The 25553-nt window shown below is 47.4% G+C and carries 27 protein-coding genes; 17 read left to right on the forward strand and 10 right to left on the reverse strand.

Annotation, left to right across the window (positions count from 1 at the left end; translation table 11 throughout):
- Nucleotides 1-12: 12 nt before the first annotated feature.
- Entirely contained in the window at nt 13-2406 is a 2394-nt protein-coding gene (locus ORJ00_RS03600) for a Lon protease family protein (RefSeq protein ID WP_306139013.1), read from the reverse strand.
- Nucleotides 2407-2553: 147 nt separating this feature from the next.
- On the opposite strand from ORJ00_RS03600, the gene ORJ00_RS03605 reads away from it, so the two are divergent.
- From ORJ00_RS03605 to ORJ00_RS03620, 4 genes are all read left to right on the forward strand, one after another.
- Nucleotides 2554-2829, forward strand: a complete 276-nt coding sequence (locus tag ORJ00_RS03605; protein WP_027669769.1) for a hypothetical protein — start codon at nt 2554-2556, stop codon at nt 2827-2829.
- Nucleotides 2830-2925: 96 nt separating this feature from the next.
- Complete coding sequence (locus ORJ00_RS03610; RefSeq protein WP_306139015.1) at nt 2926-3531, forward strand: HvfX family Cu-binding RiPP maturation protein; 606 nt, start codon at nt 2926-2928, stop codon at nt 3529-3531.
- Nucleotides 3528-4193, forward strand: a complete 666-nt coding sequence (locus tag ORJ00_RS03615) for a sigma-70 family RNA polymerase sigma factor (RefSeq protein WP_306139017.1) — start codon at nt 3528-3530, stop codon at nt 4191-4193. Before ORJ00_RS03610 ends, ORJ00_RS03615 begins: the two co-directional genes overlap by 4 nt.
- Nucleotides 4186-4887 (forward strand): DUF3379 family protein, encoded by a 702-nt coding sequence (locus tag ORJ00_RS03620; protein ID WP_027669766.1) that lies wholly within the window; start codon nt 4186-4188, stop codon nt 4885-4887. The genes ORJ00_RS03615 and ORJ00_RS03620 overlap by 8 nt, the downstream gene beginning before the upstream one ends.
- Before the next feature lie 143 nt (nt 4888-5030).
- Here the strand turns inward: ORJ00_RS03620 and pnuC are convergent, their stop codons facing one another.
- From pnuC to ORJ00_RS03665, 9 genes are all read right to left on the reverse strand, one after another.
- Nucleotides 5031-5618, reverse strand: coding sequence for a nicotinamide riboside transporter PnuC (pnuC, locus tag ORJ00_RS03625; RefSeq protein WP_306139018.1), 588 nt, complete (start codon nt 5616-5618; stop codon nt 5031-5033).
- Nucleotides 5619-5633: 15 nt separating this feature from the next.
- Complete coding sequence (locus ORJ00_RS03630; protein WP_037053475.1) at nt 5634-6044, reverse strand: DCC1-like thiol-disulfide oxidoreductase family protein; 411 nt, start codon at nt 6042-6044, stop codon at nt 5634-5636.
- 57 nt (nt 6045-6101) lie between these two features.
- Nucleotides 6102-6812 (reverse strand): ZIP family metal transporter, encoded by a 711-nt coding sequence (locus ORJ00_RS03635; protein ID WP_306139020.1) that lies wholly within the window; start codon nt 6810-6812, stop codon nt 6102-6104.
- 79 nt (nt 6813-6891) lie between these two features.
- Entirely contained in the window at nt 6892-7587 is a 696-nt protein-coding gene (locus ORJ00_RS03640; protein ID WP_027669762.1) for an aspartate/glutamate racemase family protein, read from the reverse strand.
- A gap of 135 nt (nt 7588-7722) precedes the next feature.
- Complete coding sequence (locus ORJ00_RS03645) at nt 7723-8073, reverse strand: putative quinol monooxygenase (RefSeq protein ID WP_027669761.1); 351 nt, start codon at nt 8071-8073, stop codon at nt 7723-7725.
- Nucleotides 8074-8128: 55 nt separating this feature from the next.
- On the reverse strand, nt 8129-9580 hold the full coding sequence (gene nhaD, locus ORJ00_RS03650) for a sodium:proton antiporter NhaD (RefSeq protein WP_051219706.1): 1452 nt from the start codon (nt 9578-9580) through the stop codon (nt 8129-8131).
- A gap of 125 nt (nt 9581-9705) precedes the next feature.
- On the reverse strand, nt 9706-10560 hold the full coding sequence (locus ORJ00_RS03655; RefSeq protein WP_306126118.1) for a universal stress protein: 855 nt from the start codon (nt 10558-10560) through the stop codon (nt 9706-9708).
- Between the two features lie 28 nt (nt 10561-10588).
- Complete coding sequence (locus tag ORJ00_RS03660) at nt 10589-12073, reverse strand: SulP family inorganic anion transporter (protein ID WP_306139022.1); 1485 nt, start codon at nt 12071-12073, stop codon at nt 10589-10591.
- 101 nt (nt 12074-12174) lie between these two features.
- Entirely contained in the window at nt 12175-12657 is a 483-nt protein-coding gene (locus ORJ00_RS03665) for a zinc ribbon-containing protein (RefSeq protein ID WP_027669757.1), read from the reverse strand.
- Nucleotides 12658-12791: 134 nt separating this feature from the next.
- Here ORJ00_RS03665 and leuS point away from each other — a divergent pair, with 134 nt between their 5' ends.
- The 13 genes from leuS (at nt 12792) to lipA (ending at nt 25521) form a co-directional block, all read left to right on the forward strand.
- Nucleotides 12792-15383, forward strand: a complete 2592-nt coding sequence (gene leuS / locus ORJ00_RS03670; protein ID WP_027669756.1) for a leucine--tRNA ligase — start codon at nt 12792-12794, stop codon at nt 15381-15383.
- Between the two features lies 1 nt (nt 15384).
- A complete protein-coding gene (locus ORJ00_RS03675) occupies nt 15385-15879 on the forward strand; it encodes an LPS-assembly lipoprotein LptE (protein WP_306139023.1) in 495 nt (164 codons plus the stop codon).
- A gap of 19 nt (nt 15880-15898) precedes the next feature.
- Nucleotides 15899-16942 (forward strand): DNA polymerase III subunit delta, encoded by a 1044-nt coding sequence (holA, locus tag ORJ00_RS03680; protein WP_306139025.1) that lies wholly within the window; start codon nt 15899-15901, stop codon nt 16940-16942.
- A complete protein-coding gene (gene nadD, locus ORJ00_RS03685) occupies nt 16935-17570 on the forward strand; it encodes a nicotinate-nucleotide adenylyltransferase (RefSeq protein WP_306136765.1) in 636 nt (211 codons plus the stop codon). Before holA ends, nadD begins: the two co-directional genes overlap by 8 nt.
- Before the next feature lie 62 nt (nt 17571-17632).
- Nucleotides 17633-17953 (forward strand): ribosome silencing factor, encoded by a 321-nt coding sequence (gene rsfS, locus ORJ00_RS03690; protein ID WP_027669752.1) that lies wholly within the window; start codon nt 17633-17635, stop codon nt 17951-17953.
- Between the two features lie 6 nt (nt 17954-17959).
- A complete protein-coding gene (gene rlmH, locus ORJ00_RS03695) occupies nt 17960-18430 on the forward strand; it encodes a 23S rRNA (pseudouridine(1915)-N(3))-methyltransferase RlmH (RefSeq protein ID WP_027669751.1) in 471 nt (156 codons plus the stop codon).
- 2 nt (nt 18431-18432) lie between these two features.
- Complete coding sequence (gene mrdA / locus ORJ00_RS03700; protein ID WP_306126113.1) at nt 18433-20301, forward strand: penicillin-binding protein 2; 1869 nt, start codon at nt 18433-18435, stop codon at nt 20299-20301.
- Nucleotides 20294-21412: a rod shape-determining protein RodA gene (gene rodA / locus ORJ00_RS03705; RefSeq protein WP_306139027.1), complete on the forward strand. Its 1119-nt coding sequence runs from the start codon at nt 20294-20296 to the stop codon at nt 21410-21412. The genes mrdA and rodA overlap by 8 nt, the downstream gene beginning before the upstream one ends.
- A complete protein-coding gene (locus ORJ00_RS03710) occupies nt 21409-22224 on the forward strand; it encodes a septal ring lytic transglycosylase RlpA family protein (RefSeq protein ID WP_370304633.1) in 816 nt (271 codons plus the stop codon). The genes rodA and ORJ00_RS03710 overlap by 4 nt, the downstream gene beginning before the upstream one ends.
- Nucleotides 22225-22270: 46 nt before the next feature.
- Nucleotides 22271-23428, forward strand: a complete 1158-nt coding sequence (locus ORJ00_RS03715) for a serine hydrolase (protein ID WP_027669747.1) — start codon at nt 22271-22273, stop codon at nt 23426-23428.
- Between the two features lie 96 nt (nt 23429-23524).
- Nucleotides 23525-23806, forward strand: a complete 282-nt coding sequence (ybeD, locus tag ORJ00_RS03720) for a DUF493 family protein YbeD (protein WP_027669746.1) — start codon at nt 23525-23527, stop codon at nt 23804-23806.
- Between the two features lie 49 nt (nt 23807-23855).
- Complete coding sequence (gene lipB / locus ORJ00_RS03725; RefSeq protein ID WP_306139029.1) at nt 23856-24563, forward strand: lipoyl(octanoyl) transferase LipB; 708 nt, start codon at nt 23856-23858, stop codon at nt 24561-24563.
- The gene (gene lipA, locus ORJ00_RS03730) at nt 24556-25521 is read left to right on the forward strand and encodes a lipoyl synthase (protein ID WP_306139030.1); all 966 of its coding nucleotides are present in this window, start codon (nt 24556-24558) and stop codon (nt 25519-25521) included. Before lipB ends, lipA begins: the two co-directional genes overlap by 8 nt.
- Nucleotides 25522-25553 lie beyond the last annotated feature (32 nt).

Below are 25553 nucleotides of genomic sequence, written 5' to 3' on the forward strand. Positions count from 1 at the left end.
GATGTGAGATCGTTATTCTTCCTCTACCGCGCCGTTAACAATTTCTGCAATCTGCGCTAGCCGCGTCATCGCACGACCATTCACTGATTTTTTCGGATACTGACCACGGCTATTTTTCGTACCGGCATCCACGTCTGTCAGTAAGGTTAATGCCTCATCGACTGTTTTTACCGCGTATACATGAAACTTCTTAAGCTTAACGGCATGAATAACCTCGTCATTAAGCACTAAATTCAATTGGTTACTTACAGGGATAATAACGCCTTGCTCACCGGTTAAGCCGCGGCTTTGGCACAAGCGAAAATAGCCTTCAATCTTTTCGTTAACGCCGCCAATAGCTTGTACCTGCCCATGTTGGTTAATAGAACCGGTAACCGCCAGGCTTTGCTTTATCGGAATATCGGTAATGGCTGAAATTAACGCACACACTTCGGCTAAGGACGCGCTATCGCCATCAATATGACCATAGCTTTGCTCCATCGCAATATTGGCTGATAACGTCAGAGGAAACTCGCGCGCATATTTTGCGCCTAAATAACCGGTTAACAGCAACACCCCTTTGGAGTGAATGGCTTTACCCAATTCGACTTCACGTTCTATATCAATAACGCCGCTAGAGCCAGCAAATACGGTCGCGCTAATGTGCGCCGGTGTACCAAAAGCCGTATCACCAATTTCCAGTACCGTTAAGCCATTAATTTTACCGACGGCTAAACCCTCGGTATCAATTAAAATTTGGCCTTCCTGAATATCTTCCAGAAAACCTTCGCTGATGCGACCGGTTCGATGCTGCTTGCCTTTTAATGCTTGTTGAATATGTTCGGCTCCCAACAAAGAGCTACTTTGCTGTCCGGCGTAATAACACGCTTCGCGCACCAATTCGAGCACATCAGCAAAACGGGCTGACAATTTACGCTGATGCTCTGCCTGGCGAAAACTAAATAGTAGTAATTGTTTTAAACCAGGGGCGCTAAGCGCTTCAATATCAAGCAAGCGCATTTGTTCTTTAATTTGCATTGCCATATAACTCACTGTTTGCGGTGTATATGGCAGGTAATGTTCAAAATCCGCCAGCACGCGAAACAGTTCGTTAAACTCATCATCTACGTCCTGGATCAGGTAATACAAATCACGCGATCCCAGCAACACCACCTTTACGTTCAACGGAATAGCTTTGGGGGTAATAATGGTAGAGTTGGTTACCGAGTGTTCAGACAAGGTATCAATAAGCAGCTCACCCGATTTCAGTGCCAGCTTAAGCGCATCCCAAAGTGCAGGCTGAGTTAATAACCTGTCCGCATCCAGAATTAAATAACCACCATTGGCCCGGTGTAGTGCACCGGGGCGTATCATGCGGTAATTGGTGTATAACGCACCACTTGATGAATTGTATTCCACCCGGCCAAACAAGTTGCCATAGCTGGGGTTAGGTTCAAAAATGATGGGCGCACCAGACATGCTTTCATAATGAACTAACACATTAGGGACAAATTCTTCGATAAAAATTTCGCGATTGTCAGCCTCTTCCTGCTTTTCACCTTCTGACTCGTCCGGTAACAGTTCCAGCACCGCTTTTATCAGGTGGCTGCGCATTTCGCGGACATAACGCTGTACGCCAAGCTCTGCCGCGTAGTCATGCTCCAGCTGTTTTAACAATGGCTTTATGGCTTGCTCTATAGTGTCTTTGCGCAAGGTTCGTAAACTTTCCGACAACTCACGCTTCCACTGCGGCAGCTCAAGTAGCTGCTCGTTTAAAATCGTTTCCAGCTCGCTGACTAAGCCATAAAAGTACTGGCGTTGCTCGTCAGTTATTTTTGAAAACTCCTGATCATCCAGCGGCTTACCATCAATAATGGGAGAAAAACTCACTGCGCCGTTGTCTTCATACAGTACAACGTCTTTTTCCAGTGCTTTTTTCTCCACCAGCTCAATGGCGTGTTCGTATTTGTCGTCAAACGCGCGAGCTATGGCTTTTTTCTTACGCTGATAACCCGGGTTGTCAAACGCCGCCGGAAAGGTATCCAGTAACTCGTCAATCAGTCCCTCGATTTTCTTTACCAGCACCTTGCCTTCACCCGGCAACAAACGTAGCGTGTTGGGCACACGCTCATCATCAAAGTTATTCAGATAACACCATTCTTCCGGTGTAGCTTTTTCACTGGCCGCTTGCTGCAGAACATCTTGCACCAGGGTAAAACGGCCTAGTGCGGGCTCCCCCATTACATAGAGGTTGTAACCCGGCATGTCCATACCAATGGCGAACGCCAGTGCAGATTTTGCCCTGTCCTGGCCTATAAACGCCGGGATAAGTTGTTTTACCTCCAGCGCTTGCTTAATCAGTTTGCTGTCCAATTGTGGACTGAGTTGCTGAACGGTCAGGGCCAGAGTGTGTGCGTGATGGGTCATGTATTACCTTAGCTTAACCAGCTGTTATGCCCGCTATACTAGCAAAAAGCGGCCTTACTGTGCTGGTCATTTTTATTGTTTGGCTAAAGAAATCATTGCCGCAGTCGATACGGTGTTTACCAAGGCAAAGAAAACATGGAGCCCGCAATGAACGAGACTTACCGCTTAGAGAAAATTCGCAACCTGGGCGTACGCTTACAGGAACTGGAATTGGTGGCATTAACACCGGGTAAATCTTACGCCAGCGCCGCACTTAACTTTTTGTTTGCCGATCATGAATTGGAGCGACCTTTTGGTATGCCGCTGGAACACACGTTAAAAACGTTGGGTGAGGCCATCGTTGCCAAGCGCAAAGTGCGTTTTACCACCTTAGATGCAGATGCTGTTATTGATTTTTTTTGCCGTTTGTACCGCGTGCACTAACCCATTCCCCCGCACAGTAAATTGCTACTGTGCTGAAATATTCTCGCTGCCCTGCCGTTCTTATACCTCAGTAAAGCATTATTTGAGTAAGTACCCATGCAGGCTGTTTTTTATTATTATCAACGCGCGATAGCGCAAAGCCAATATTTGTCGGGCTTAGCCCCATTGTTGCTGCGGCTATATCTGGCTCCAGTGTTACTGCAGGCCGGCTGGAATAAATACCAACATTTTGACAATACCGTAGCCTGGTTTGCCAACGACGACTGGGGGCTTGGTTTACCTATGCCAGCATTAATGGCCGCTTTAGCTATTGCTGCTGAAATGGTTGGCGCCTTACTATTGTTGTTTGGCCTATTAACTCGTATAGCCACCCTACCACTAATGGTAACCATGTTAGTCGCTATTTTTGCCGTACACTGGCCCAATGGTTGGCTCGCCATTGCCGACAGTAGTAGTTGGCTGGCAAACCAGCAGGTTATTGATTCGGCACAACAACTTAGCGCAGCCAGAGGTTTGTTACAAGAGCATGGTCACTACGATTGGCTGACTAAAAACGGACAATTCGTCATATTGAACAATGGCATTGAATTCGCTGCAACCTACTTTGTTATGTTATTCAGCCTGTTTTTTAGTGGTGGTGGACGCTATACCAGTCTCGATCACTTTATTGGCCGCTTGCAAGCCGGCAAGGCACAAGCATGAATAACATTCATTTTTTGCCTACTACGCAAAATAGCGCTAGGCTGGCAACTAACTCAGCTGCAAACGAATTATCCTCTATGAGTGAGCCCTTAGTAAAACTCGTGACACAAGCTAACGCTGCGTCAGCTAATGTAACGGCGCTGTTCAAGCTCAGTGATAGCAAAACTCACCGCTATGAAAAGTTAGTGCAACATTATCATGCAGATCTGTATCGCTATGCCTACTGGTTATGCAAAGACCCGGATATCGCTCAAGACTTAGTACAAGACACCTTTTTGCGCGCCTGGAAAAGTCTGGACAGTTTGTTAGACCCTGGTGCAGCAAAAGCCTGGCTGATAACCATTTTGCGGCGAGAGAATGCAAGGCGGTTTGAACGTAAACAATTTGACTACGACGACGTAACGGAGCAAGACAGTCTGGTTGATGTCACTCAAAGCAGTGCTGAACAACATTGCGACAATGACTTGCTGCGTAAACGCATAGCCATGTTACCGCAAGAGTACCGCGAACCTATAGTGCTGCAGGCCTTGGGAGGGTTCAGCAGCGACGAGATAGCCAACTTACTGCAGTTAAATGTGAATACCGTCAATACCCGACTGTTTCGCGCTCGTAAGATGTTACGTGACAGTCTTTCAGCGCAAGGGGAGCCCAGCAATGGATAATTTAGAACTACAGCGTATCTTGCTAGCCAATCCGTTTAGCACGCACCCTGATGTGTTAGCCGCCTTAGCACAAGATGCCGATTTACAACAGTTTGCTGCAGAGTTGCAACAACAAGAGCGCGAGTTAGAAGATGCATTGCAGGTGCCGATACCCCCAATGCTGGCAGAGCGATTACTGCAACTGCCTGAACAGCAGCCAAAATCACACCGACGCTGGTTTGCCCCCTTAGCAATGGCCGCTAGCATCGCATTGGTATCGGTACTGGGGATACAACTGTACCAGGAGAGTTTTGCCACTGATCTTGGCAGCCATGCACTAGCACATGTGTACCACGAAGAAAATTTTATGCTCAGCCACACCAGCGCACAGCCATTGGCAGACGTAAACCTGAAACTAGCCGATTTCAGCGCCAGCTTACAAGATTGGCAGGACGAAATTATATACGCCCGGTATTGCACGTTTCAGGGCGTACGGTCATTACATCTGGCGGTTAAAACGGACAGCGGCTATGCCACTATTTTTGTCGTGCCCAAAGACGCCGAGCTTTCCTATAGCGAACATTTCGCAGATGATCAGTATCAGGGGTTAACACTGGCGATGGCAAAGGCGAATATCGTTATTGTTAGCAGCAATGCGTCAGACTTAAAGCAGCTACCGAAAAAGTTAACCGATAAACTTATCTTTTCGGCATAACAAGCACAGTGTTTTTTAACCACAGCTAAATATCACCAGCTTGCTGTTATTAAACCGATGAAGGCCATGGATGGCTGCTGTGTTGACGTGAGCAAATAGCATTATGCGTCATGCTAAACGGGTGGTATCAGCACTGGCATTTTTCAATTACCACGCTGTACTTCCCCGTCAATTTCCGCTCTGCGGCTAAGCTTGCGCCACATATATAAGCCATACCAGGCATTAAACCAAAACCCAATGTAGACGATAGCCGTAAGCTGCAAGTCACGTGAAAAGTACAACGGCACTGCCAGCGTATTGACCACAAGCCAGAACCACCAGGTTTCCAGTTTACGGTTCATCAGCAAAAACTGCGCAATAACACTGAACATTAAAATGGCCGAGTCAATAAACGGCGCATAGGCGTCCGTTAACCGATGCAGCATATAGCCGTATAGCACGGTAACAAAGAGTGCCAGCGCACTATATCCTGCCAGCCTTTTTATAGGCGTTTGGCTAACGTGTTTAGTACCACTGGCACGGCCCCATTGGTACCATCCAATCAGATTGGTTGCAGTAAAAAACAGCATTAGCAATACTTCAGCATACAGCTGAACCTGATAAAACAAACCGGCAAATAATATGCAGCCAATAATGCCTAACCACCACGTATGAATGCTATTGCGCGCCGCCAAAAACACCGCTAACAAGTAAAAGCCGTTTGCGGCATATTCCAGATACGTTAGATCCATTTAACTTCCATAGTATTAAAAGCGGTCATTGTTACTCACCCCAAGATTATTAATTTTGCGCTTTCTCATCAGCTTTAGCAGTAAGTTACGGCAGCTGCGTAACACCGGATAAAGCCACTTAGCAACCCGCTGTGATTTAAATAAATGGTAATTTAACCGGTTAAATATACCGCTGCGGCTACTAAGTAGTGAAAGCATATATACCGCATCACTGCCGTAATACCAGTTTTCATCCAGTTTTAGCACCATTCCCTGGTCAATATCTAAACCCTGTGCGGTAATGTGCTGCATAATGTCACTGTCTTCACGGGCGTTAACCAACTTAAGCTCGCCAAGGCTCTGCCGCACACGCACTATCTGACAATACGCATTGCAGGCAGGACAATCTTTGTCGTATATCAATACAATTTCTGCGTGCTTTGCCACCCTAACACCCCATTTTTCATAGTCCGTTTTCTACCAATATGTGCCGCAAAAGCATTATTAGTGCGCCAGCATAAAACCAACCATGCCCAAGACAAACCCCAGCACGGTGCCCATTGGCGGCCCCCAATGGCGCTCAAGTTTAACGTTTGGCGCCATATCCTGAAACACGGCATAAAGTATACCACCGGCGGCAAACAACATAATGGCACTGACAATTTCAACCGCATCATGCAGCCATAAATAGCCAGCAAGGCCAGCGGCTGGCCCCAACAAGGCCATTAGCGCAAAACTACCAATTAACCGTGGGCCAGAGGTAAACCGGTTGCGTAATTCACGATAAGCATTAAAGCCTTCAGGCAGGTTTTGTAGTGCAATAATACCCGCCAGCAACAGCGCCATTTGGGGATTGGCACTAAACGTCGCCCCCAATGCGATAGATTCGGGGATAAAATCTGCCAGCATCGCCGCTAACTGACTAGCGGGTGTATTCGCCTTTTGCAGCACAATATCCAGCAACATAAAACCAAAGCCACCCGCGATGAACCACAATGCCGCGCTGTTTGCACTTTGGTGCTTGATCCCTTCCGGCACCAGTACTAATGCAACGGCAGACAATAATGCGCCTGCACCAAACGCCAGCACACTGTGGCGAAATTCTTGCTCCAGCCAATCTGAGTGAATATTTTCAACAGCGGCTATAACGGCCCCTAATGGCATCGCAAAACCGGCACCTAGCGTTACTAACAAAATGATTAGCAAGGCATCCATATGCTTTCTCCACTATTCATTTACGCGGTAGCTTCCTTAACCATCAATAGTGACAGCCAAAAAAACACGCAGCACCGTATTAGTCCTGTAGCGCAAAATCGGCTGCTGCATTAGCGTGAATTAAGCTGGTATCAAATAACGGCACGGCAGCATCAGCTTTGCCCACCAATAAACCAATTTCAGTACACCCAAGAATGATGCCATCCACCCCTTGCCAGCCAAGGCCAGCCATCATCTTGCGCAGGGCCTGCTTCGACTCCGGGTTAATAATACCCTGACACAATTCCTGATAAATAATCTGATGCAAGCTATCTCGCTCCGCCTCGTTGGGCAAAACAACCTCTATGCCATGATGCTCACTTAGTCGTTCACGGTAAAACGGCTGCTCCATGGTAAATTTAGTACCCAGCAGCCCCACCCGGTTGCAACCCGCTTGCTTTATCGCAGTGGCCGTAGCATCGGCGATATGTAATAGCGGAATAGTCACCGAGGCCTCAATCTGCGCGGCTACTTTATGCATAGTATTTGTACAAAGCACAATGCAATCTGCGCCAGCGGCCTCAAGTGAGCGTGCTGCATTGGCCAGCAATTCACCGGCAGCATCCCAATCGCCGGCCTGCTGTAAGCGCTCTATGTCATGAAAATCAACGCTATATAAAATACATTTAGCCGAATGCAGCCCGCCCAGTTGCCGTTTTACCGCTTCGTTAAGCTGTCGGTAATAAGGCACCGTCGACTCCCAGCTCATACCACCTATCAGGCCTATGGTTTTCATCGTAAAACTCTCTGCGTATTAGATAGACATAAAGTGGCGTAAAAGCAGGTAAACTGCAATAACTGGCTAGAGATAAGTCGGATACGGCGGTAAAAAAAAGCCCTGCATTTCAAGGCTTTTTGTAAATTTTAACAATCAGCCTAGCTTAGGCGCATCGAAGTTAGCCGGTTCGTCACTGTAAACACACACATTCCAGTCTTGCGCCAGGCCATCTTCGGCTAAGCAATAGGTGTCGAAAAAGTGCTTTATTTCAGCGCGTTGGCAGTGCGCTTCAAAACTCTCTATGTCGGCCCATATTTCATTAAAGGCGATTGGAAAGCTTTTACCTTCGGCAAACGGGCTGGCAATTTGCCGGGTTACAATGTACTGCAAACAACCGTCTTCACGGTTGCTGTTAGGCTCTAAGCTTTGCAGCACCTTAAATAACTGTTCCGCTTTGCCGGGTTTAGGCAAAAACTGCGCAATACAATACACTTTCTTTGACATAAAGGATCCTTTTACAAGAGCGTCGCGGCCTTCACCGCGACACGTGTTTTAGTAGCTAATGTCCACTTGGGCTGCCGAAAATCTGAAACACATCGGCATTTAAATATAAATGCGTCAGCACGCTTGCACCGTATCCAAGCAAAATAACCGGCGCCCACTTTAAATGACCAACGAAGGTATAGTAGCCACGTGCTTGGCCCATTAATGCAACACCGGCTGCAGAGCCTATAGATAGCAAACTACCGCCCACACCAGCGGTTAAAGTAATCAGTAACCATTGCCCGTGAGACATGTCGGGTTGCATAGTAAGCACCGCAAACATCACCGGTATGTTATCTACCACCGATGACATTAAGCCTAAAATAACGTTGGCGGTGGTAGGGTTGCCATTACCGTACAAACTGGTAGATAGCATTTCCAGATAACCAATATAGCCAAGGCCACCAACACAGGTTACCACGCCGTAAAAAAACAATAAGGTGTCCCATTCAGCTCGGGCTATACGGTTAAATACGTCAAACGGTACAATTTGCCCCAAAGCGCGCAGGCGCTCTTTGTCGCCTTCGCGTTCGGCCATCGCCCGTTTGCGCGCCAATGAGCCTGGCAACGTTTTGCGCAAAAAGAAACCAAAGAACTGCAGTAAACCTAAGCCGGTCATCATGCCTAACACTGGCGGTAAATCTAACCAGGAATGGTAAAGCACGGCAATAGCGATGGTGGTTAAAAACAGCGTTAAAATACGCAGGGCACCGCGCTTTAACTCAACATCTTCTTGCAGAGCTGCCGGGTAGCGGCGCTCTACGAAGAAACTCATAATGATAGCTGGCACCAAATAGTTAACGACAGCCGGGATAAATAAGGTAAAGAATTCATTAAAGGTAACAATACCCGCCTGCCAAACCATTAGCGTGGTGATGTCACCAAAGGGTATAAACGCACCACCGGCATTAGCCGCTACAACGATGTTAACGCAGGTTAGATTAATAAAGCGCTTATCGCCTTCAGCCACCTTCATTACGACTGCGCACATTAGCATTGCCGTGGTCATGTTGTTGGCGAACGAAGAGATGACAAAGGCTAATACACCACTTATCCAAAACAAGGTGCGATAACTAAAGCCCCGTCGTATCATCCAGGCGCGCAGTGCATCAAATAAACGCCGCTCCTCCAGTGCACTGATATAGGTCATCGCAACTAGCAAAAACAGCATTAACTCGGCAAATTCAAGCAGAGTATGGCGAAACGCGTCCGCAGTAACATCGGGTATGCCGTCCTGCATATAGCGCCAGGCAATAAGCGCCCAAATAAGCCCCGCCGCGACCAATACCGGTTTAGATTTTCGCAGATGAATTTTTTCCTCTGCCATTACCAGCAGATACGCCAGAGCGAACAGCACTAACGAGACAATACCAATAGGTGATAAGGTCAGATCCAGGCTTCCGGTTGCGGCAAACGCCGCCGGAGAAAACCCCGCACACAGCAACAGGCACAGCAGAAACAGCTTCACGGTTTTACCCTCAGGTTAGAACGAATAAAATCCGGCGGATACCGGGCGGTTAGTATAAAACAAACTCAGTTAGAATAATTGCTCAACTTACAGCAAAAAACCCGGCCAATAGCCGGGTTTAGGGTTTAACGTAAGATCAACAAAGAACACTTCGCTTTGCAGATCATGGCAGTGGTGGTACTGCCAACAATAAATTGCCGGATCCGGGAATGACCATAGGCCCCCATCACCATTAAATCGATTACATGCTCTTGTTGATACTGGTGCAGCACCGTTTCAGGCTCACCCGCTACAATGGCTGTTTTGGTATCAAAACCGGCTGTACGTAAAATCTGTGCGGCGGTGTCCATTTGACAACGAGCCGCTTCAACATCAGCACCGGCCATCACTAGGTGTACCGGTAAACCGCGCCCTAATGGGCTGGCGGCTAGCATTTCCAAGCCTTTTAAAGCGGTGGCACTGCCATCGTAGGCCAACATAATACGTTTAGGTTCGGTATAACTCTGCTGCGTTAACAGTATTGGCTTATGCAAGCTGCGGATCACACGCTCAACATGTAATCCCATATGGCCGTGCGCTTCTGCACTGCTAAAACCGCGCTTGCCTAATACCAGCAAGCGGGTTTCGTCTTCAAGCTCAGTTAATGTTTCCACCAATTGACCATGGCGTAAACGCTCGTCTACCGCTTTTACACCGGCCTGTTCCGCACGTGACTTAGCCGCATCTAAAATACTACGACCGCGGGCCAGCGCCAGTCTGCTGTGTTTTTCATCCAGCTCAGCCAGTTGCTGTAACAATAATTCCTGTGAGCCAAGGCCTATGCTGCCACTTAAATCTGGTGTATGAGTGTGTTGCGCTTTATCGAGGATATGTACCACAGACATTGCAACATCAAGCTTTTTCGCTGCCCATACGGCATAATCGCAAACGGCTTCGGCATAAGGTGAGGCATCAATACACGCCAGTACTTTTTTAGTCATTACTTTGCTCCGTAGTCCAGTTTACTTATCAGTGGCCCATCAGCTTTTCAACGGCATCAGGCTGATTGTGCACACCAAATTTATCCACTAAGGTGGCACTGGCCTCGTTTAAACCAATTAGCTCTACTTTGGTGCCTTCACGGCGAAACTTCAGCACCACTTTGTCCAGTGAACTGATGGCGGTAATATCCCAAAAGTGTGCCCGGCTCAAATCAATTTGCACCTGCTCTACGGCCTCTTTAAAGTTAAAACCGGCGATAAACTGCTCCGCCGAGGTAAAAAACACCTGACCAACCACCTGGTATTGGCGTTGATGGCCGTCTGCGCTGAGTTTCGAGCCAATAAACAGTATTTTGCCCACTTTGCTGGCAAAAAACAGCGCACTAAATAACACGCCAACTAACACGCCATAGGCCAAGTTATGCGTAAACACGGTAACAATAACGGTGGCTATCATCACTACACTAGAGCTTTTAGGGTTGGTGCGTAAATCTTTAATTGAGCCCCAGTTAAAGGTACCAATAGACACCATGACCATAATGGCCACCAAGGCGGCCATAGGAATTAAACCGACCCACGCATCTAAAAACACAATTAAAATTAATAAAAACACACCCGCTAACAGAGTGGATAAGCGCGTACGACCGCCCGATTTTACGTTAATGATAGACTGGCCAATCATGGCACAACCTGCCATACCACCAATAAGCCCTGAGCCAATATTGGCGATGCCCTGACCAACACACTCACGGTTTTTATCGCTGCTGGTGTCGGTTAAGTCATCCACGATGGTGGCGGTCATTAATGACTCCAGAATCCCCACTACAGCCAGCGCCAAAGCATACGGAAAAATAATAATAAGTGTATTCAACGTTAGTGGAACTTCAGGCCATAAAAATATCGGTAAGCTGTCAGGTAACTCGCCCATATCAGCCACAGTGCGAATATCAAAACCAAAATATATCGCTAATGCAGTTAATACTAAAATGCATACCAACGGCGAAGGAACGGCTTTAGTGACATAGGGAAACAAGTAAATAATCGCCAGGCCCAGCGCGGTCATACCGTAGACCAGAGCCGTACCATGCTGACCGCTTAGTTCGGGCAATTGCGCCATAAATATCAAAATAGCCAATGCATTGACAAAGCCGGTGACCACTGAACGCGAGACAAAGCGCATTAAATCGCCTAGCTTAAAATAGCCGAAAATAATTTGTAGTAAGCCGGTAAGTAAGGTTGCAGCCAACAGGTACTGTAAGCCATGCTCACGCACTAGCGTGACCATAACCAACGCCATGGCACCGGTCGCAGCTGAGATCATCGCAGGACGACCACCCGCAAAGGCAGTTATTACCGCTATGCAAAATGAAGCATATAACCCTACCTTGGGATCAACTCCGGCAATAATGGAAAATGCGATAGCTTCAGGTATCAACGCCAAGGCGACTACCAGCGCTGAAAGCACATCACCGCGCAGGTTAGAAAACCAGTGTTGTTTTAAGTACATAAGCATGACAGGCGCCGATTAAGCAAAACAGAGGGCGCATATTCTAGCAATAATCAGCCCGTCTGCCCACCCGTAAACTAGCTTTGTTGGCGTATTATGTATTAGCCTTAAACCGGTAAGCCTTCACGAAAAAACTGCACACCACCGCAATCATTGCATACCAGTAATTCTGTAGGGTGAGTATAGTCGATGTGCTGCAAGCAATGGCTGCAGCGATAACGACCCATACCAACCACTTCGCCCTGATAATAAACACCCTGATGCTTGAAATCCTGCACCAACTCTTGCCATTCCAACTGGCTTTTGTCGGTAATACTACTTAGCTCTTGCCACAATGCCTCTGGCCACAGTGAAGGCGGTTCATGGGCTTTTTGTGCAAGCTCTTGCTCATTGTGCTCCTGCCACTGCCGTTTTAGCGTTTCGACAAACAAGGTCGTTTCATAGGCACTTAAATCCTTACCAGCCTTTAAATAGGCTTTAAATTGCTCGACAAAATGCACCATACTGTCCAACTGCAACTGATCATTTTGCTGTAAAGTGCGGTTAAATTCGCTAAGCCACTGCTGATATCGCTTCACAAAATCTGTCATTACGCCTCCTGTTATGTAAAACAAGTATAGACAATGCGCTGCTTATTGTTGTCAATACGCCTCTGCGGTATGCTATGGGTACTTTTTTGCCGTAATAGCGGCAGCTGTACTAACCCCTTTTTCGGAAGACCTGAATGCAAGAACAATATAACCCGCAGCAGATTGAAACTGCTCTGCAGCAGCAATGGGAAGATACCAACGCTTTTAACGTGACAGAAGATGACAGTAAAGAAAAGTTTTACTGTCTCTCAATGTTCCCATACCCAAGCGGGCGCTTGCATATGGGCCATGTGCGCAATTACACCATTGGTGACGTGGTTAGTCGTTTTCAGCGTATGCAGGGTAAAAATGTTATGCAGCCAATGGGCTGGGATGCCTTTGGTCTACCTGCAGAAAACGCCGCTATTAACCATAAAACGGCACCAGCAAAATGGACTTACGAAAATATCGACTACATGCGCACCCAATTAAAGCGCCTGGGTTTTGGCTATGACTGGAACCGTGAAGTGGCCACCTGCAAGCCAGAATACTACAAGTGGGAACAATGGTTTTTCACCAAACTGTATGAAAAAGGCCTGGTATACAAAAAAATGGCCACGGTTAACTGGGATCCGGTAGATCAATGTGTACTGGCAAACGAGCAGGTTATTGACGGTCGCGGCTGGCGGTCAGGTGCCTTGGTAGAACAGCGCGAATTAGCACAGTGGTTTATTAAGATTACCGCCTATGCAGAAGAATTGTTGCAAGATTTAGATCAGTTAGATGGCTGGCCAGAACAAGTTAAAACCATGCAGAAAAACTGGATTGGCCGCTCAGAAGGCGTTGAGATCCGGTTTGATATTGCCAACACAAAAGACAGTTTAACCGTGTACACCACCCGGCCAGATACGCTATACGGTGTAACCTATGTTGCGGTAGCAGCACAGCACCCTTTGGCACAACACGCCGCTGCAACAAATGCAGAACTGGCCGCCTTTATTGAAGACTGTAAAGGCGGGAAAATGGCCGAGGCTGAACTGGCTACCATGGAGAAAAAAGGCTGCGCTACAGGCATCTTTGCCGTGCATCCGCTTACAGGTGAGCAAGTTCCGGTATGGGTAGCCAACTTTGTATTAATGGATTATGGCTCTGGTGCCGTAATGGCGGTGCCCGGCCATGATCAACGTGATTACGAATTTGCCAGCAAATATAAATTGCCTATCAAGCAAGTTGTTGCGCCAGCTCCGGACAGTGCACAGGATTGCGATTTATCCAGCGCCGCTTTTACCGAAAAAGGTGTACTGGTTAACTCTGGCGAATTTGATGGTTTAGCCTTTGAGCCAGCCTTTAACGCCATTGCCGATAAACTCGCCGCAATCGGCCGCGGCGAAGTTAAAGTGAATTATCGCCTGCGCGACTGGGGCGTTTCACGCCAACGTTATTGGGGCACGCCTATTCCTATGCTAAACCTGGCAGATGGCAGCCAGGTACCCGTACCAGAAGGCCAACTGCCAGTGCGTTTGCCTGAAGATGTGGTAATGGACGGGGTAACCTCGCCGATTAAAGCCGACCCCAATTGGGCAAAAACCACCTATAACGGTGCTGATGCCTGGCATGAAACAGACACCTTCGACACCTTTATGGAGTCGAGCTGGTACTATGCCCGTTACTGCAGCCCTGATCACGATAAAGCTATGCTGGACCCGGCCAAAGCCAATTATTGGCTGCCGGTAGATCAGTATATTGGCGGTATTGAACATGCAATTTTGCACCTGTTATACAGCCGTTTCTTTCACAAATTACTGCGCGATGTTGGCTTAGTAAATTCTGACGAACCGTTTAAACGCCTGTTATGTCAAGGCATGGTGTTGGCTGAAACCTTTTATCGCGAAAGCGAAAATGGTGGTAAGCAGTGGTTCTCGCCGCAGGATGTTACTGTTAGCCGCGATGAAAAAGGCCGCATTTTAACTGCTGTGTTAAACAGCGATAACCAACCTGTTGTTGCCTCTGGCATGAGTAAGATGTCAAAGTCGAAAAACAATGGTATCGATCCACAGAAGGTTATCGACCTGTATGGCGCGGACACGGTGCGTTTATTTATGATGTTTACTGCACCACCAGAGCAAACATTAGAGTGGTCTGACTCAGCAGTTGAAGGTGCACACCGTTTTATTAAACGTATTTATGCCCTGGTTACTGACTTTGTCGCTGCTGGTAACGTGGGGACACTTGACATCAACGCGTTGAATAATGATCAGAAAACGCTGCGCCGCGAACTGCATAAAACCCTTGCCAAGGTGTCAGATGACATTGGCCGGCGCTACACCTTTAACACTGCTATTGCCGCCATTATGGAATTGAGCAATAAACTACAAAAAGCCAGTTTATCGACAGAGCTTGACCGAGCTGTGATGCAAGAAGCCGTTTTAGCGTTATTGCAAATGTTAAACCCAATAACGCCGCATGTAGCACAATACCTGTGGGCACAACTTGGGCAACAGCATGGCATTGAGCAAACGCCTTGGCCAGAAACTGACACTGCCGCCATGGTAGAAGACGAAAAGCTGGTGGTGGTTCAGGTAAACGGTAAAGTACGCGGCAAAGTCACGGTCGCCGCGAATGCCGATCAGGACGCTGTGCTAAATGCCGCAAAAACGGACGACAATGTTTGTCGTCACCTTGAGGGCGTTACAGTACGTAAAGTGATTTACGTACCGGGTAAATTGCTGAACCTGGTGGTGGGCTAGTATGGTCCGCTTCAGTGCAATGCGGCTGCTGCAATGTGGTGTGCTACTTAGTAGCATGTTGCTAAGTAGCTGCGGCTTTCATCTGCGCGGTGATTTACCCCTTAGCCATTTCCCGGCGATGCATGTTCAAAGTCAGCGTCATTCTGAACTAGCCTCGTTACTCAGCACCAGGTTGGAGCAAAACAATGTGCAACTGCTGAAAAGTTATCAGCAGTCTGCACCGGTACTACAACTCATTGACGACACCCTTGAGCGACGCACCCTGTCATTATTCCCTAATGGCCAGGTCGCTGAGTACGAGCTAATTTATAGAGTGCGCTATGCACTCACCATGCCTGAAGGTGAACCACAAAACTATCAATTTGAGCTGTTCCGCGATTATCAGGACGACCCAAACCAAGCGTTAGCGAAAGCCAAAGAGCTGGAATTGATGCTGGGCGAACTTCGCCAGCAGGCCGCCAACCGCATTATGCGTCAATTGTCCCGGCTGCATTGATGCGCATTGGGCAAGGTTGATGCAAAAACTGTATGCCAATCAATTACCCCAGCATTTAGCTGGTGCGCTAGCGCCCTGCTACTTGCTGTTTGGTGATGAACCACTGCAAAAACTTGAAGCCATTGACGCCATTCGCGCTGCAGCCAAACAAAAAGGCTTTGCTGAACGCATTAGCCTGACTGCCGATACGCAATTTGATTGGAATGAACTCAACAACGAGCTTCAAGCGATGTCATTATTTGCTGAAAAACGGCTTATTGAATTAGAACTGGCACAGCAAAAGCTGTCCACTGCAGCAAATGAACAGTTAAAAGCGCTACCTCAGCAGTTACATCAGGACATTATTCTGCTTATTCATGGCGATCGCAGCCATAGCGAAGTCAGTAAGCTGGCCTGGTTTAAGCAATTGCAAAACCAAGCGGTACAAGTACCCGTTTATCCGTTGGATGAGCGTCAAAGTATGCAATGGTTAAAAGAACGCGCCCGACAACTCCAGCTGCAGCTCAGTAGCGACGCACTGACATTGTTACAACAGCACTGTGCGGGCAACCTTTTAGCTGCAAGGCAAGAACTGGAAAAATTGGCACTGAGTAATATTGACCAGCCGCTGGATGCCGCCTCACTTAGTCAGTTTTTAGCTGACCATTCAAACTTTACCGTGTTTCAGTTAGTTGATGCTATCTTGCAAGGCCAAACCCACGATGCGTTGCACAAGCTGCAGCGTTTGTGTCAGCAAGATGTCGAACCGGTGATTATCGCCTGGCAACTGCAAAAAGAAGTACTACAACTGCGACAACTGCAACAGGCTAAGCAGCACAACCTCAATAATCTCTTTAAAACGTTGGCTATCTGGCCAAAGCGCCAACCGCTGTATCAACAGGCGTTAAAAAGGCTCTCCATTAACTGGTTAGACTATCTACTACAAGAACTGGCAGCATTCGACCGGCTATATAAAGGAGGTCGCCTGAGTAATACTGACGTTGCACTAGCACACCTGGTTACCTTGTTTATTCAGCCAGTACCTAAAGCGTTTTCACTGCAACAACAGGCGGGATATGACTAAGCATATTGGCATTCTGGGGGGAACATTTGACCCGGTACACCTGGGACACGTTAGCTGTGCTCGCTTCGTGCAGCAGCACTGTCAACTTGACGAAGTTAGACTAATGCCATGCCATTTACCTGCACATCGCGCCACACCTGGTGCAACCAGTGAACAACGCGCCGCTATGGTAACACTGGCGATACAATCTTACCCAAGGCTTTCATTGGAAAGGCTGGAGCTGGACAAGCAAAGCGCGTCTTACACCGCAGACAGTTTAGCATTGCTCACCCACCGCGAACCCAACAGCCGTTTCTACTTTATTATTGGCATGGATTCACTTTGCTACTTCCAACAGTGGAAAGACTGGCAAGGTATTTTAAAGCAGGCCCATATTTTGGTATGCCAACGGCCAGGATATAGCGCGGCAGAGGGTGATGCGCCATTCCTATTGCAGCACTATGGCATCAACAATGTAACGTCGCTGAAACAGGTTAGTGCCGGTAAAATTTTACTGCTTGATAACCCACTTCACGCCATCAGTGCCAGCCATATTCGTCAACAACTTGTTAGCGCTAACCCAGGCACTGACACTTTAGATCCTGCCGTATTGAACTATATTGCTACACAACAACTCTATCAGGCGTAAGAGCTATCGCCTGACGTAAACTATGCTAAAATGCCGCTTTTTTAATGTGCAGAGGATTTAGGGTGCAAACATCCGAGTTAGTAAGTTTTGTTCAAGACAAAATTGACGATATGAAAGGCCGTGATATTGTTGTGTTAGATGTCCGTGGTAAGTCTAGCGTAACAGAGTTCATGATAGTGTGTTCAGGCACATCTAATCGACATACTAAATCAATTGCTGACTATGTTGCGGCAGAAGTTAAAAAAGCCGGTATTAATGCGCTAGGCATTGAAGGCCAAAGCTCTGGTGAGTGGGTTTTGCTAGATTTGGACGACGTAGTTGTGCACGTCATGCTGGAAGAAAGCCGCAGCTTTTACCAGCTGGAAAAACTTTGGGGTGCTTAAACCAGTATGAAGTTAATACTGATTGCTGTAGGCAGTAAAATGCCAGCTTGGGTACAAAGCGGCTACGACGAATACGCCCGCCGCTTTCCGCGCGATATGGCGTTGGAATTAATCGAAATACCCGCGGGGAAACGGGGTAAAAACGCTGATATTAAACGCATTCTTGAACAAGAAGGTGAAAAAATGCTGGCGGTTGTGCCGCGGGGTAGCAAAATAGTGACACTGGAAGTAACCGGTGATAACTGGAGTAGCCCACAGCTGGCCAGTAAGTTAACCGACTGGCAACGAGATGGCCGTGATGTCTGTTTGCTGGTTGGCGGACCAGAGGGTTTGGCACCAGCGTGTATCGCTGCCAGTGAGGCTAAATGGTCGCTGTCTGCGCTAACACTGCCTCACCCGATGGTGAGAGTCGTACTGGCAGAAAGTTTGTATCGGGCATGGAGCATTTGTACTAACCATCCTTATCATCGCGAGTAAAGATGTTAAAAAAGCGCGTTGCCATCCAGGATTTCGCTGCCGAAACCAGACTGTTTAACCACAGGGCTGTGGTAGCAATGTTAGTTGTTGCGATACTGTTTTGCGTCATTATCTTTAACCAATATCAGTTGCAGATAGTCTCGTATCAAGACTATCAAACCCGCTCTGAAGGTAATCGCATTAAAGTTATGCCGATGGCACCTAATCGCGGTCTAATCTACGATAGAAGTGGTATTTTACTTGCGGAAAACCGGCCGGTTTTCTCACTGGAGCTGGTACCTGAACAAATCAAAGATATGGATGAGGTGCTTTCAGCACTGGCTCAGTTAATTGATATTACACCAGAGCAAATAGAGTCATTCCTCAAGCATGTCAAAGCACAGCGCCGCTTTAATAGCATTGCATTAAAAGAGCAACTCGACGATACCGAAGTTGCCATACTTGCTGCGAATCAACACCGTTTCCCGGGTATTACGGTAGAAGCCCGTTTAAGCCGCCATTATCCGTTTGGTGATCTGTTTACTCATGCGCTAGGCTACATTGGCAAAATAAATACCCGTGAACTACAACAACTTGATGAAGATGGTGAGGCCGCTAACTATGCCGCCAGCCGCGATATTGGCAAAATTGGTCTGGAACGTTTTTACCAGCGTGAGTTACATGGCACCATGGGTTACCAGGAAGTTGAAGTTAATAACCGTGGCCGGCTAATCCGGGTATTGCGTTCAGTTCCTGCAGTGTCTGGACAAAATATTCATCTGGGACTAGATGTTGGCTTACAACTCACTGCTCAGCAAGTGCTAAAAGATCAACGTGGCGCTATTGTGGCGATGGACCCGCGTGATGGTGCAGTATTGGCGTTTTATAGCAACCCAAGTTACGATCCTAACCTGTTTGTCCACGGCATTAGCTCAACCAACTACAATGCACTGCTGCACTCGCGCGACAAACCACTGTTTAACCGGGTAACACAAGCTACCTACCCTCCGGCGTCAACGATTAAACCACATCTCGCATTACTCGGCCTTGAAACGAATACCATTACACCCAGCAGTAAAATTTGGGACCCGGGATATTTTATGCTGCCAAATGTCGACCACCGCTTTCGCGACCACATAAGCTGGGGCCATGGCTGGGTAGATATTTACACTGCGGTGATGAAGAGCTGCGATACATTTTTCTACGAATTAGGGGTAAAACTCGGCATTGATCGTATCTCTGAATACATGGGAAAAATGGGTTTTGGTGAAAGAACCGGCATTGATATTTTTGAAGAAAGTAGCGGCATTATGCCATCTCGCGGCTGGAAGCGCGCCAGACACAATCAGCCTTGGTATCTCGGTGATACCGTGCCGTTAAGTATTGGCCAAAGTTACTGGACGACGACCCCACTGCAACTGATTGTTGCCACGGCCGTAATATTAAATGAGGGGCAGTTGGCTACGCCACATCTGGTAACTGCTTTTAGCGATGAACAAAACACCACTTTTCACTCACCACCATTACAACCGGCAATAGAAGTTGTAGACCCAAATAACTGGCAGGTGGTAAGAGATACCATGCATCGCACAGTGAAAGACATCGGAGGCACGGCACACAAAGCGTTTATTGGTGCCAGCTATGATGCGGCAGGTAAAACAGGCACCGCACAGCTAGCCGCCATTGCCCAGGATGCAAAATATGATGCCAAGGCGATAGATGAACGGTTGCGGGATAATGCTATGTACATTGGCTATGCGCCTTACGACAACCCAAGTATTGTTATCGCTGTAGCATTAGAAAATGCCGGTGGCGGTGGCAGTAATGCGGCGCCGATAGCACGGCATATGCTGGACTATTACTTTACCGCCGGAGTAAACGCCAATGAATGAACAGTTTGACAGCTCAGCCAGACAAAGCAGGCTGGCGCTGTTCCACATTGACGGCCCCTTACTGCTCGGATTAATGCTACTGATGGGCTTTGGCCTAATGATCCTCTACAGTGCCTCAGGCCAAAATATGATCATGATGAAAGCTCAGCTTATTCGTCTTGGCGTTGCCCTGGCGGTGATGGTAGCTATTGCGCAGGTTAAGCCTCAAACCTTGAAGCGCTGGTCATTGCCGCTTTTTATTGCCGGCTTAGGCTTATTAGTTGCCGTGTTATTGGTTGGGCACGTGGGTAAAGGTGCCCAGCGCTGGTTAGATTTAGGCTTTATGAAGTTTCAACCATCAGAAGTAATGAAGCTGGCCGTTCCAATGGCCGTGGCATGGTTTATCTCGTCGCACAATTTACCTCCCAGACTATGGCATTTGTTGGTGGGTTTTCTCATGTGCGCTATTCCCACCTTACTTATTGCCAAACAACCCGATTTGGGTACCTCTATTTTAATTGCTACTGCGGGTGTGTTTGTGTTGTTTATGTCCGGCATGAGTTGGCGCATTATTATTTTTGTTGCTGGCGTAATTTCGGCATTTTTACCGGTCTTGTGGATTTTTTTGATGCATGACTACCAACGTCAACGTGTCCTCACTTTTCTTAACCCGGAAAGCGATCCACTTGGCTCTGGCTACCACATTATTCAATCAAAAATTGCTATTGGCTCAGGTGGGTTAGAAGGTAAAGGTTACCTACAGGGCACACAGTCACAACTGGAATTTTTGCCTGAACGCCACACAGATTTTATCTTTGCCGTGGTAAGTGAAGAAATGGGGTTGCTGGGCGTGCTGATTTTGTTAGGTGTCTATCTGTTTATTATTGCCCGTTGCATGTTCATTTCTACTCAGGCACAAGAGAATTATAGTAAGTTAGTTGCGGGGAGTTTTACCCTGACCTTTTTTGTCTACGTATTTGTTAATATCGGTATGGTATCGGGCTTGCTACCGGTTGTGGGAGTGCCACTGCCGCTGGTAAGTTATGGCGGTACCTCTATGGTAACTTTGATGGCTGCTTTTGGGGTAATAATGTCTGTCTGTACACATAAACGCATGTTGGCAACGCCATGATGAAATACTTGTGGGTAGTGCTTTGCCATCTCTGTCTGCTGTTGGCATGCAGCAATACACGTGATAATGCTCAGAGCCGCGCCAGCGAGCCTAATGCCGGTCGTTATCAACAAAGCAAAGACAGCATTCCCAAGCGACTCCCAACCTTATTGGAAATGACTGACCCAACGCCTCAATCTGAACCGCTTAGTCGAGGCGGCAACAAGCCATATAATTTATTTGGCCAAGATTACACGCCATTAATTAGTGCTGTAGATCATACTGAAGTTGGCATTGCGTCTTGGTATGGTAATAAATTTCACGGTCATCTGACGTCAAATGGTGAAACCTACAACATGTTTTCTATGACAGCGGCCCACAAAACGCTACCGCTACCGTCATACGTTAAGGTAACTAATCTGGATAACAAACAAACTGCCATTGTCAGAGTTAATGACCGCGGCCCGTTTCACCCCAACCGCATTATTGACTTATCCTATTCTGCTGCCAACAAGCTGGGGATGCTACAACAAGGTACAGCCAGAGTTCAGTTAGAACTGTTACAGTCGCCGGCCATGCTGGCACAGACAACACCTGTCGAGCCATGCTATATTCAGGTCTTTGCCAGCGTCGACAGCAATAAGCTTTCGCAATTGCAGCAAGAACTGAAGCAGCAACAAGCCTTGCCGTCTGAAGTTCGCCCTGCCAGTGGAATTTTTCGCTTGTTGGTTGGTCCGATACATGACAAGCAACAGGCTCAACGCTGGCTAAGTCAATTGCGTACGGGAAGTTTCCCATCAGCCTATTTTGCTGATAGCCAGCAGTGCAGCTGAACTCGAATTAGTGTTTAATCATCCATAAATTAAAAGAACAGGTCTCATGAATAGTTATTGCCACGTTTTCTCCGTTGCCGCCCTTACACTCGCTAGCATTAGCCTTACGGCTCAAGCACAAACGGTAATGCCTGAGCCACCTGAGGTTGCCGCTAAAGGTCACATCCTGCTTGATTTTGACACTAATAAAGTCTTAGCTGAAAATAATGCAGACATGTCATTAGCCCCTGCTAGTTTAACAAAAATGATGACTAGCTATGTTATTGGTACTGAGTTAAAAAACGGTAATATAACCAATGACGATATGGTGACTATCAGTGAAAATGCCTGGGCGAAAAACTTTCCGGGTTCGTCACTGATGTTTATTGAAGTGGGCACCAAGGTTTCAGTAGCAGACTTAAATAAAGGTATCATTATCCAATCAGGGAATGATGCCTGTGTCGCCATGGCAGAGCATATTGCAGGCAGTGAAAGTGCCTTTGTTGATTTAATGAATGCCCACGCTCAGCGCTTGGGTATGCATAGCAGCCGCTTTGGTAACTCACATGGCTTACCAAGTGCAGAGAATTTTTCTACACCAAGAGATATGGCCATACTGGCAGCAGCACTTATCCGTGATGTACCAGAAGAATATGCTATTTACGCTGAAAAAGAATTTACCTATAACAACATTAAACAATACAACCGCAACTCTTTGTTGTGGGATCGCAGCCTGGACGTTGATGGTATAAAAACCGGCCACACCAGTGAAGCTGGCTTTAGCTTAATTACATCTGCAACACGCGATGGCATGCGGCTTATATCAGTTGTAATGGGCACTAACAGTGAGCGTAGTCGCCAAACCGAAAATAAAAAATTACTTACCTACGGCTTTCGTTTTTTTGAAACCTATATGCCTTATCAAGCTGGAGAGCAGTTTGCTGAGCAACGAATTTGGCAGGGTGATAAAGAGAATATCCAGCTCGGTATTTTGCAGTCAGTGCAAGTTACAATTCCGCGAGGCCAACGCAAAAACCTACAGGCAGACTTTACCTTGAATCAACAACTTATTGCCCCCATAACCAAGGGCCAGCAAGTTGGTACTATTTACCTTAAACTCAATGGTGAAGACATTGCTACCTATCCGTTAGTTGCACTGGAAGATGTTGCCGAAGGTGGTATCTTCAGCCGTATGATTGACTATATTAAAATGCAGTTTATCTAACTGGCTCAGTTGTAAACGGATGAAGTCCCGGCAACGCCCGGGACTTTTTGTTACAATACACCTATTAACAGCAACACCTGCGACAGAGAGACAACCATGGTGCAAGAAGTAAAAAATACCAAGTTCGACGAATATCTGGAATTTCCTTGCCAGTTCAGTTTCAAAATACTGGGCCTGGCTGAAGACGCGTTGGTAGATCAAGTGATGGCTGTGGTGCGGGAACATACTGAGGCCGGTGATTATAGCCCGGCCGTTAAGCCTAGCAGCAAAGGCACTTATCACTCCGTGTCTGTCAACGTAACTGTGACCAGTAAGCAGCATATTGAACTGCTGTACACTGAGCTTGGCAAAATTGAGCTGGTGCGTTACGTACTTTAAGGTAATACCACAGGCATAGCCATTCGTATTCCATGTATAAGGCGGTATAATGCACAGCGTTTCGAACCACGCCGGACAACAAGTGCCTTTAGAACAACATATAAATAGCCAACTCGTTGTACGTGATCTGGCATTGCAGGACTACACTACCGTGTGGCATGCCATGCAGCAGTTTACGGATCAGCGCAACGCTAGCACACCGGATCAATTGTGGTTGCTGGAACACAACCCGGTGTTTACCCAGGGGCAGGCCGGAAAAGAGGAACACCTGTTGTTTCCCGGCGATATACCGGTGGTAAAAGTTGATCGGGGTGGCCAGGTAACGTATCACGGCCCTGGGCAACTGGTAGTCTATGTATTATTCGATTTAAAGCGACGTAACTTAGGCGTACGCCAGCTGGTTACGTTACTTGAGCAGGTGCTGGTGTCATTATTAGCATCCTATGGCATCAATGCTTATGCCAAATCCGATGCGCCAGGTGTCTATGTTAATGATGCCAAGATTGCCTCGTTAGGTTTAAGAGTGCGCAAAGGCTGTACCTTTCATGGCCTGGCATTAAATGTAAATATGGATTTGGCGCCGTTTTCCCGTATTAACCCCTGTGGTTATGCTGGTATGACGATGATCCAATCAAACGATTTAGGCGGCCCGCAAAGTATTGCCGAGGCCAAACAAAAAATAGTGCAGTGTTTTATGCAGCAACTGAATGTCGCGACACTGCAGCACACCACAGGGTTAGACTGGCAAAATGACTAAAACTGCACGTATGGAACCGGGCGTAAAACTGCGCGACGCGGAAAAAATGGCACTTATTCCGGTGAAGGTGTTACCGACAGAGCCAGATCAAATGTTGCGTAAACCCGAGTGGCTAAAAATCAAACTGCCAAAAAGCTCAGAACGTATTGACCAGATTAAAGGCGCACTGCGCAAACATGGTTTACATTCTGTATGCGAAGAAGCCGCTTGCCCCAACCTGACAGAATGCTTTAATCATGGTACCGCTACGTTTATGATCCTTGGCGCTATATGCACCCGTCGCTGCCCATTTTGCGACGTAGCGCATGGCCGCCCCCTGCCGCCAAGTGCTGAAGAACCTGAAAAACTGGCGTTGACCATTCGTGACATGAAACTAAAATATGTTGTAATTACGTCAGTCGACCGCGACGACTTGCGCGATGGTGGTGCGCAACATTTTGCCGACTGCATTAGTGAAATACGTAAACATAACCTTGAAATAAAAATTGAAGTGCTGGTACCTGATTTTCGTGGCCGCATGGATACTGCACTGGATATTTTGACGCAAACCCCACCAGACGTGTTTAACCACAATCTGGAAACCGCGCCACGACTATACAAGCTTGCGCGTCCGGGCGCTGACTACAAATGGTCGCTACAACTGTTACAACGCTATAAAGCGGCCCACCCGGAAGTTGCAACCAAGTCAGGTTTAATGGTCGGCCTGGGTGAAACCACGGAAGAGCTGATTGAAGTATTAAAAGACCTGCGTGCGCATGATGTCGACATGCTTACGGTGGGCCAGTACCTGCAACCGAGTAAACACCACTTACCAGTAAAACGCTATATGCCACCGGCCGAGTTTGACGAGATTAAACGCATTGCTTACGAGCTGGGATTTAAGCATGTTGCCAGTGGCCCCTTTGTGCGCTCAAGCTACCATGCCGACCGCCAGGCAGCAGGTGAAGATATTAGCTAACAAAGATTGTAATTAATGCATTATATAAAAGC

It is taken from the genome of Rheinheimera baltica, assembly GCF_030731985.1.
Classification (GTDB): domain Bacteria; phylum Pseudomonadota; class Gammaproteobacteria; order Enterobacterales; family Alteromonadaceae; genus Alishewanella; species Alishewanella baltica.

Bases quoted from the DNA above. Each gene is read 5' to 3' on its own strand.
- mrdA (WP_306126113.1), top strand. From the start codon at position 18,433: ATGTTAAAAAAGCGCGTTGCCATCCAGGATTTCGCTGCCGAAACCAGA.
- ORJ00_RS03610 (WP_306139015.1), top strand. From the start codon at position 2,926: ATGCAGGCTGTTTTTTATTATTATCAACGCGCGATAGCGCAAAGCCAA.
- ORJ00_RS03645 (WP_027669761.1), bottom strand. From the start codon at position 8,073: ATGTCAAAGAAAGTGTATTGTATTGCGCAGTTTTTGCCTAAACCCGGC.
- ORJ00_RS03710 (WP_370304633.1), top strand. From the start codon at position 21,409: ATGATGAAATACTTGTGGGTAGTGCTTTGCCATCTCTGTCTGCTGTTG.
- ORJ00_RS03605 (WP_027669769.1), top strand. From the start codon at position 2,554: ATGAACGAGACTTACCGCTTAGAGAAAATTCGCAACCTGGGCGTACGC.
- ORJ00_RS03660 (WP_306139022.1), bottom strand. From the start codon at position 12,073: ATGCTTATGTACTTAAAACAACACTGGTTTTCTAACCTGCGCGGTGAT.
- nadD (WP_306136765.1), top strand. From the start codon at position 16,935: ATGACTAAGCATATTGGCATTCTGGGGGGAACATTTGACCCGGTACAC.
- ybeD (WP_027669746.1), top strand. From the start codon at position 23,525: ATGGTGCAAGAAGTAAAAAATACCAAGTTCGACGAATATCTGGAATTT.
- ORJ00_RS03615 (WP_306139017.1), top strand. From the start codon at position 3,528: ATGAATAACATTCATTTTTTGCCTACTACGCAAAATAGCGCTAGGCTG.
- ORJ00_RS03600 (WP_306139013.1), bottom strand. From the start codon at position 2,406: ATGACCCATCACGCACACACTCTGGCCCTGACCGTTCAGCAACTCAGT.
- ORJ00_RS03655 (WP_306126118.1), bottom strand. From the start codon at position 10,560: ATGACTAAAAAAGTACTGGCGTGTATTGATGCCTCACCTTATGCCGAA.
- ORJ00_RS03635 (WP_306139020.1), bottom strand. From the start codon at position 6,812: ATGGATGCCTTGCTAATCATTTTGTTAGTAACGCTAGGTGCCGGTTTT.
- lipA (WP_306139030.1), top strand. From the start codon at position 24,556: ATGACTAAAACTGCACGTATGGAACCGGGCGTAAAACTGCGCGACGCG.
- ORJ00_RS03640 (WP_027669762.1), bottom strand. From the start codon at position 7,587: ATGAAAACCATAGGCCTGATAGGTGGTATGAGCTGGGAGTCGACGGTG.
- rlmH (WP_027669751.1), top strand. From the start codon at position 17,960: ATGAAGTTAATACTGATTGCTGTAGGCAGTAAAATGCCAGCTTGGGTA.
- leuS (WP_027669756.1), top strand. From the start codon at position 12,792: ATGCAAGAACAATATAACCCGCAGCAGATTGAAACTGCTCTGCAGCAG.
- ORJ00_RS03665 (WP_027669757.1), bottom strand. From the start codon at position 12,657: ATGACAGATTTTGTGAAGCGATATCAGCAGTGGCTTAGCGAATTTAAC.
- ORJ00_RS03620 (WP_027669766.1), top strand. From the start codon at position 4,186: ATGGATAATTTAGAACTACAGCGTATCTTGCTAGCCAATCCGTTTAGC.
- rodA (WP_306139027.1), top strand. From the start codon at position 20,294: ATGAATGAACAGTTTGACAGCTCAGCCAGACAAAGCAGGCTGGCGCTG.
- ORJ00_RS03675 (WP_306139023.1), top strand. From the start codon at position 15,385: ATGGTCCGCTTCAGTGCAATGCGGCTGCTGCAATGTGGTGTGCTACTT.
- holA (WP_306139025.1), top strand. From the start codon at position 15,899: ATGCAAAAACTGTATGCCAATCAATTACCCCAGCATTTAGCTGGTGCG.
- pnuC (WP_306139018.1), bottom strand. From the start codon at position 5,618: ATGGATCTAACGTATCTGGAATATGCCGCAAACGGCTTTTACTTGTTA.
- lipB (WP_306139029.1), top strand. From the start codon at position 23,856: ATGCACAGCGTTTCGAACCACGCCGGACAACAAGTGCCTTTAGAACAA.
- ORJ00_RS03715 (WP_027669747.1), top strand. From the start codon at position 22,271: ATGAATAGTTATTGCCACGTTTTCTCCGTTGCCGCCCTTACACTCGCT.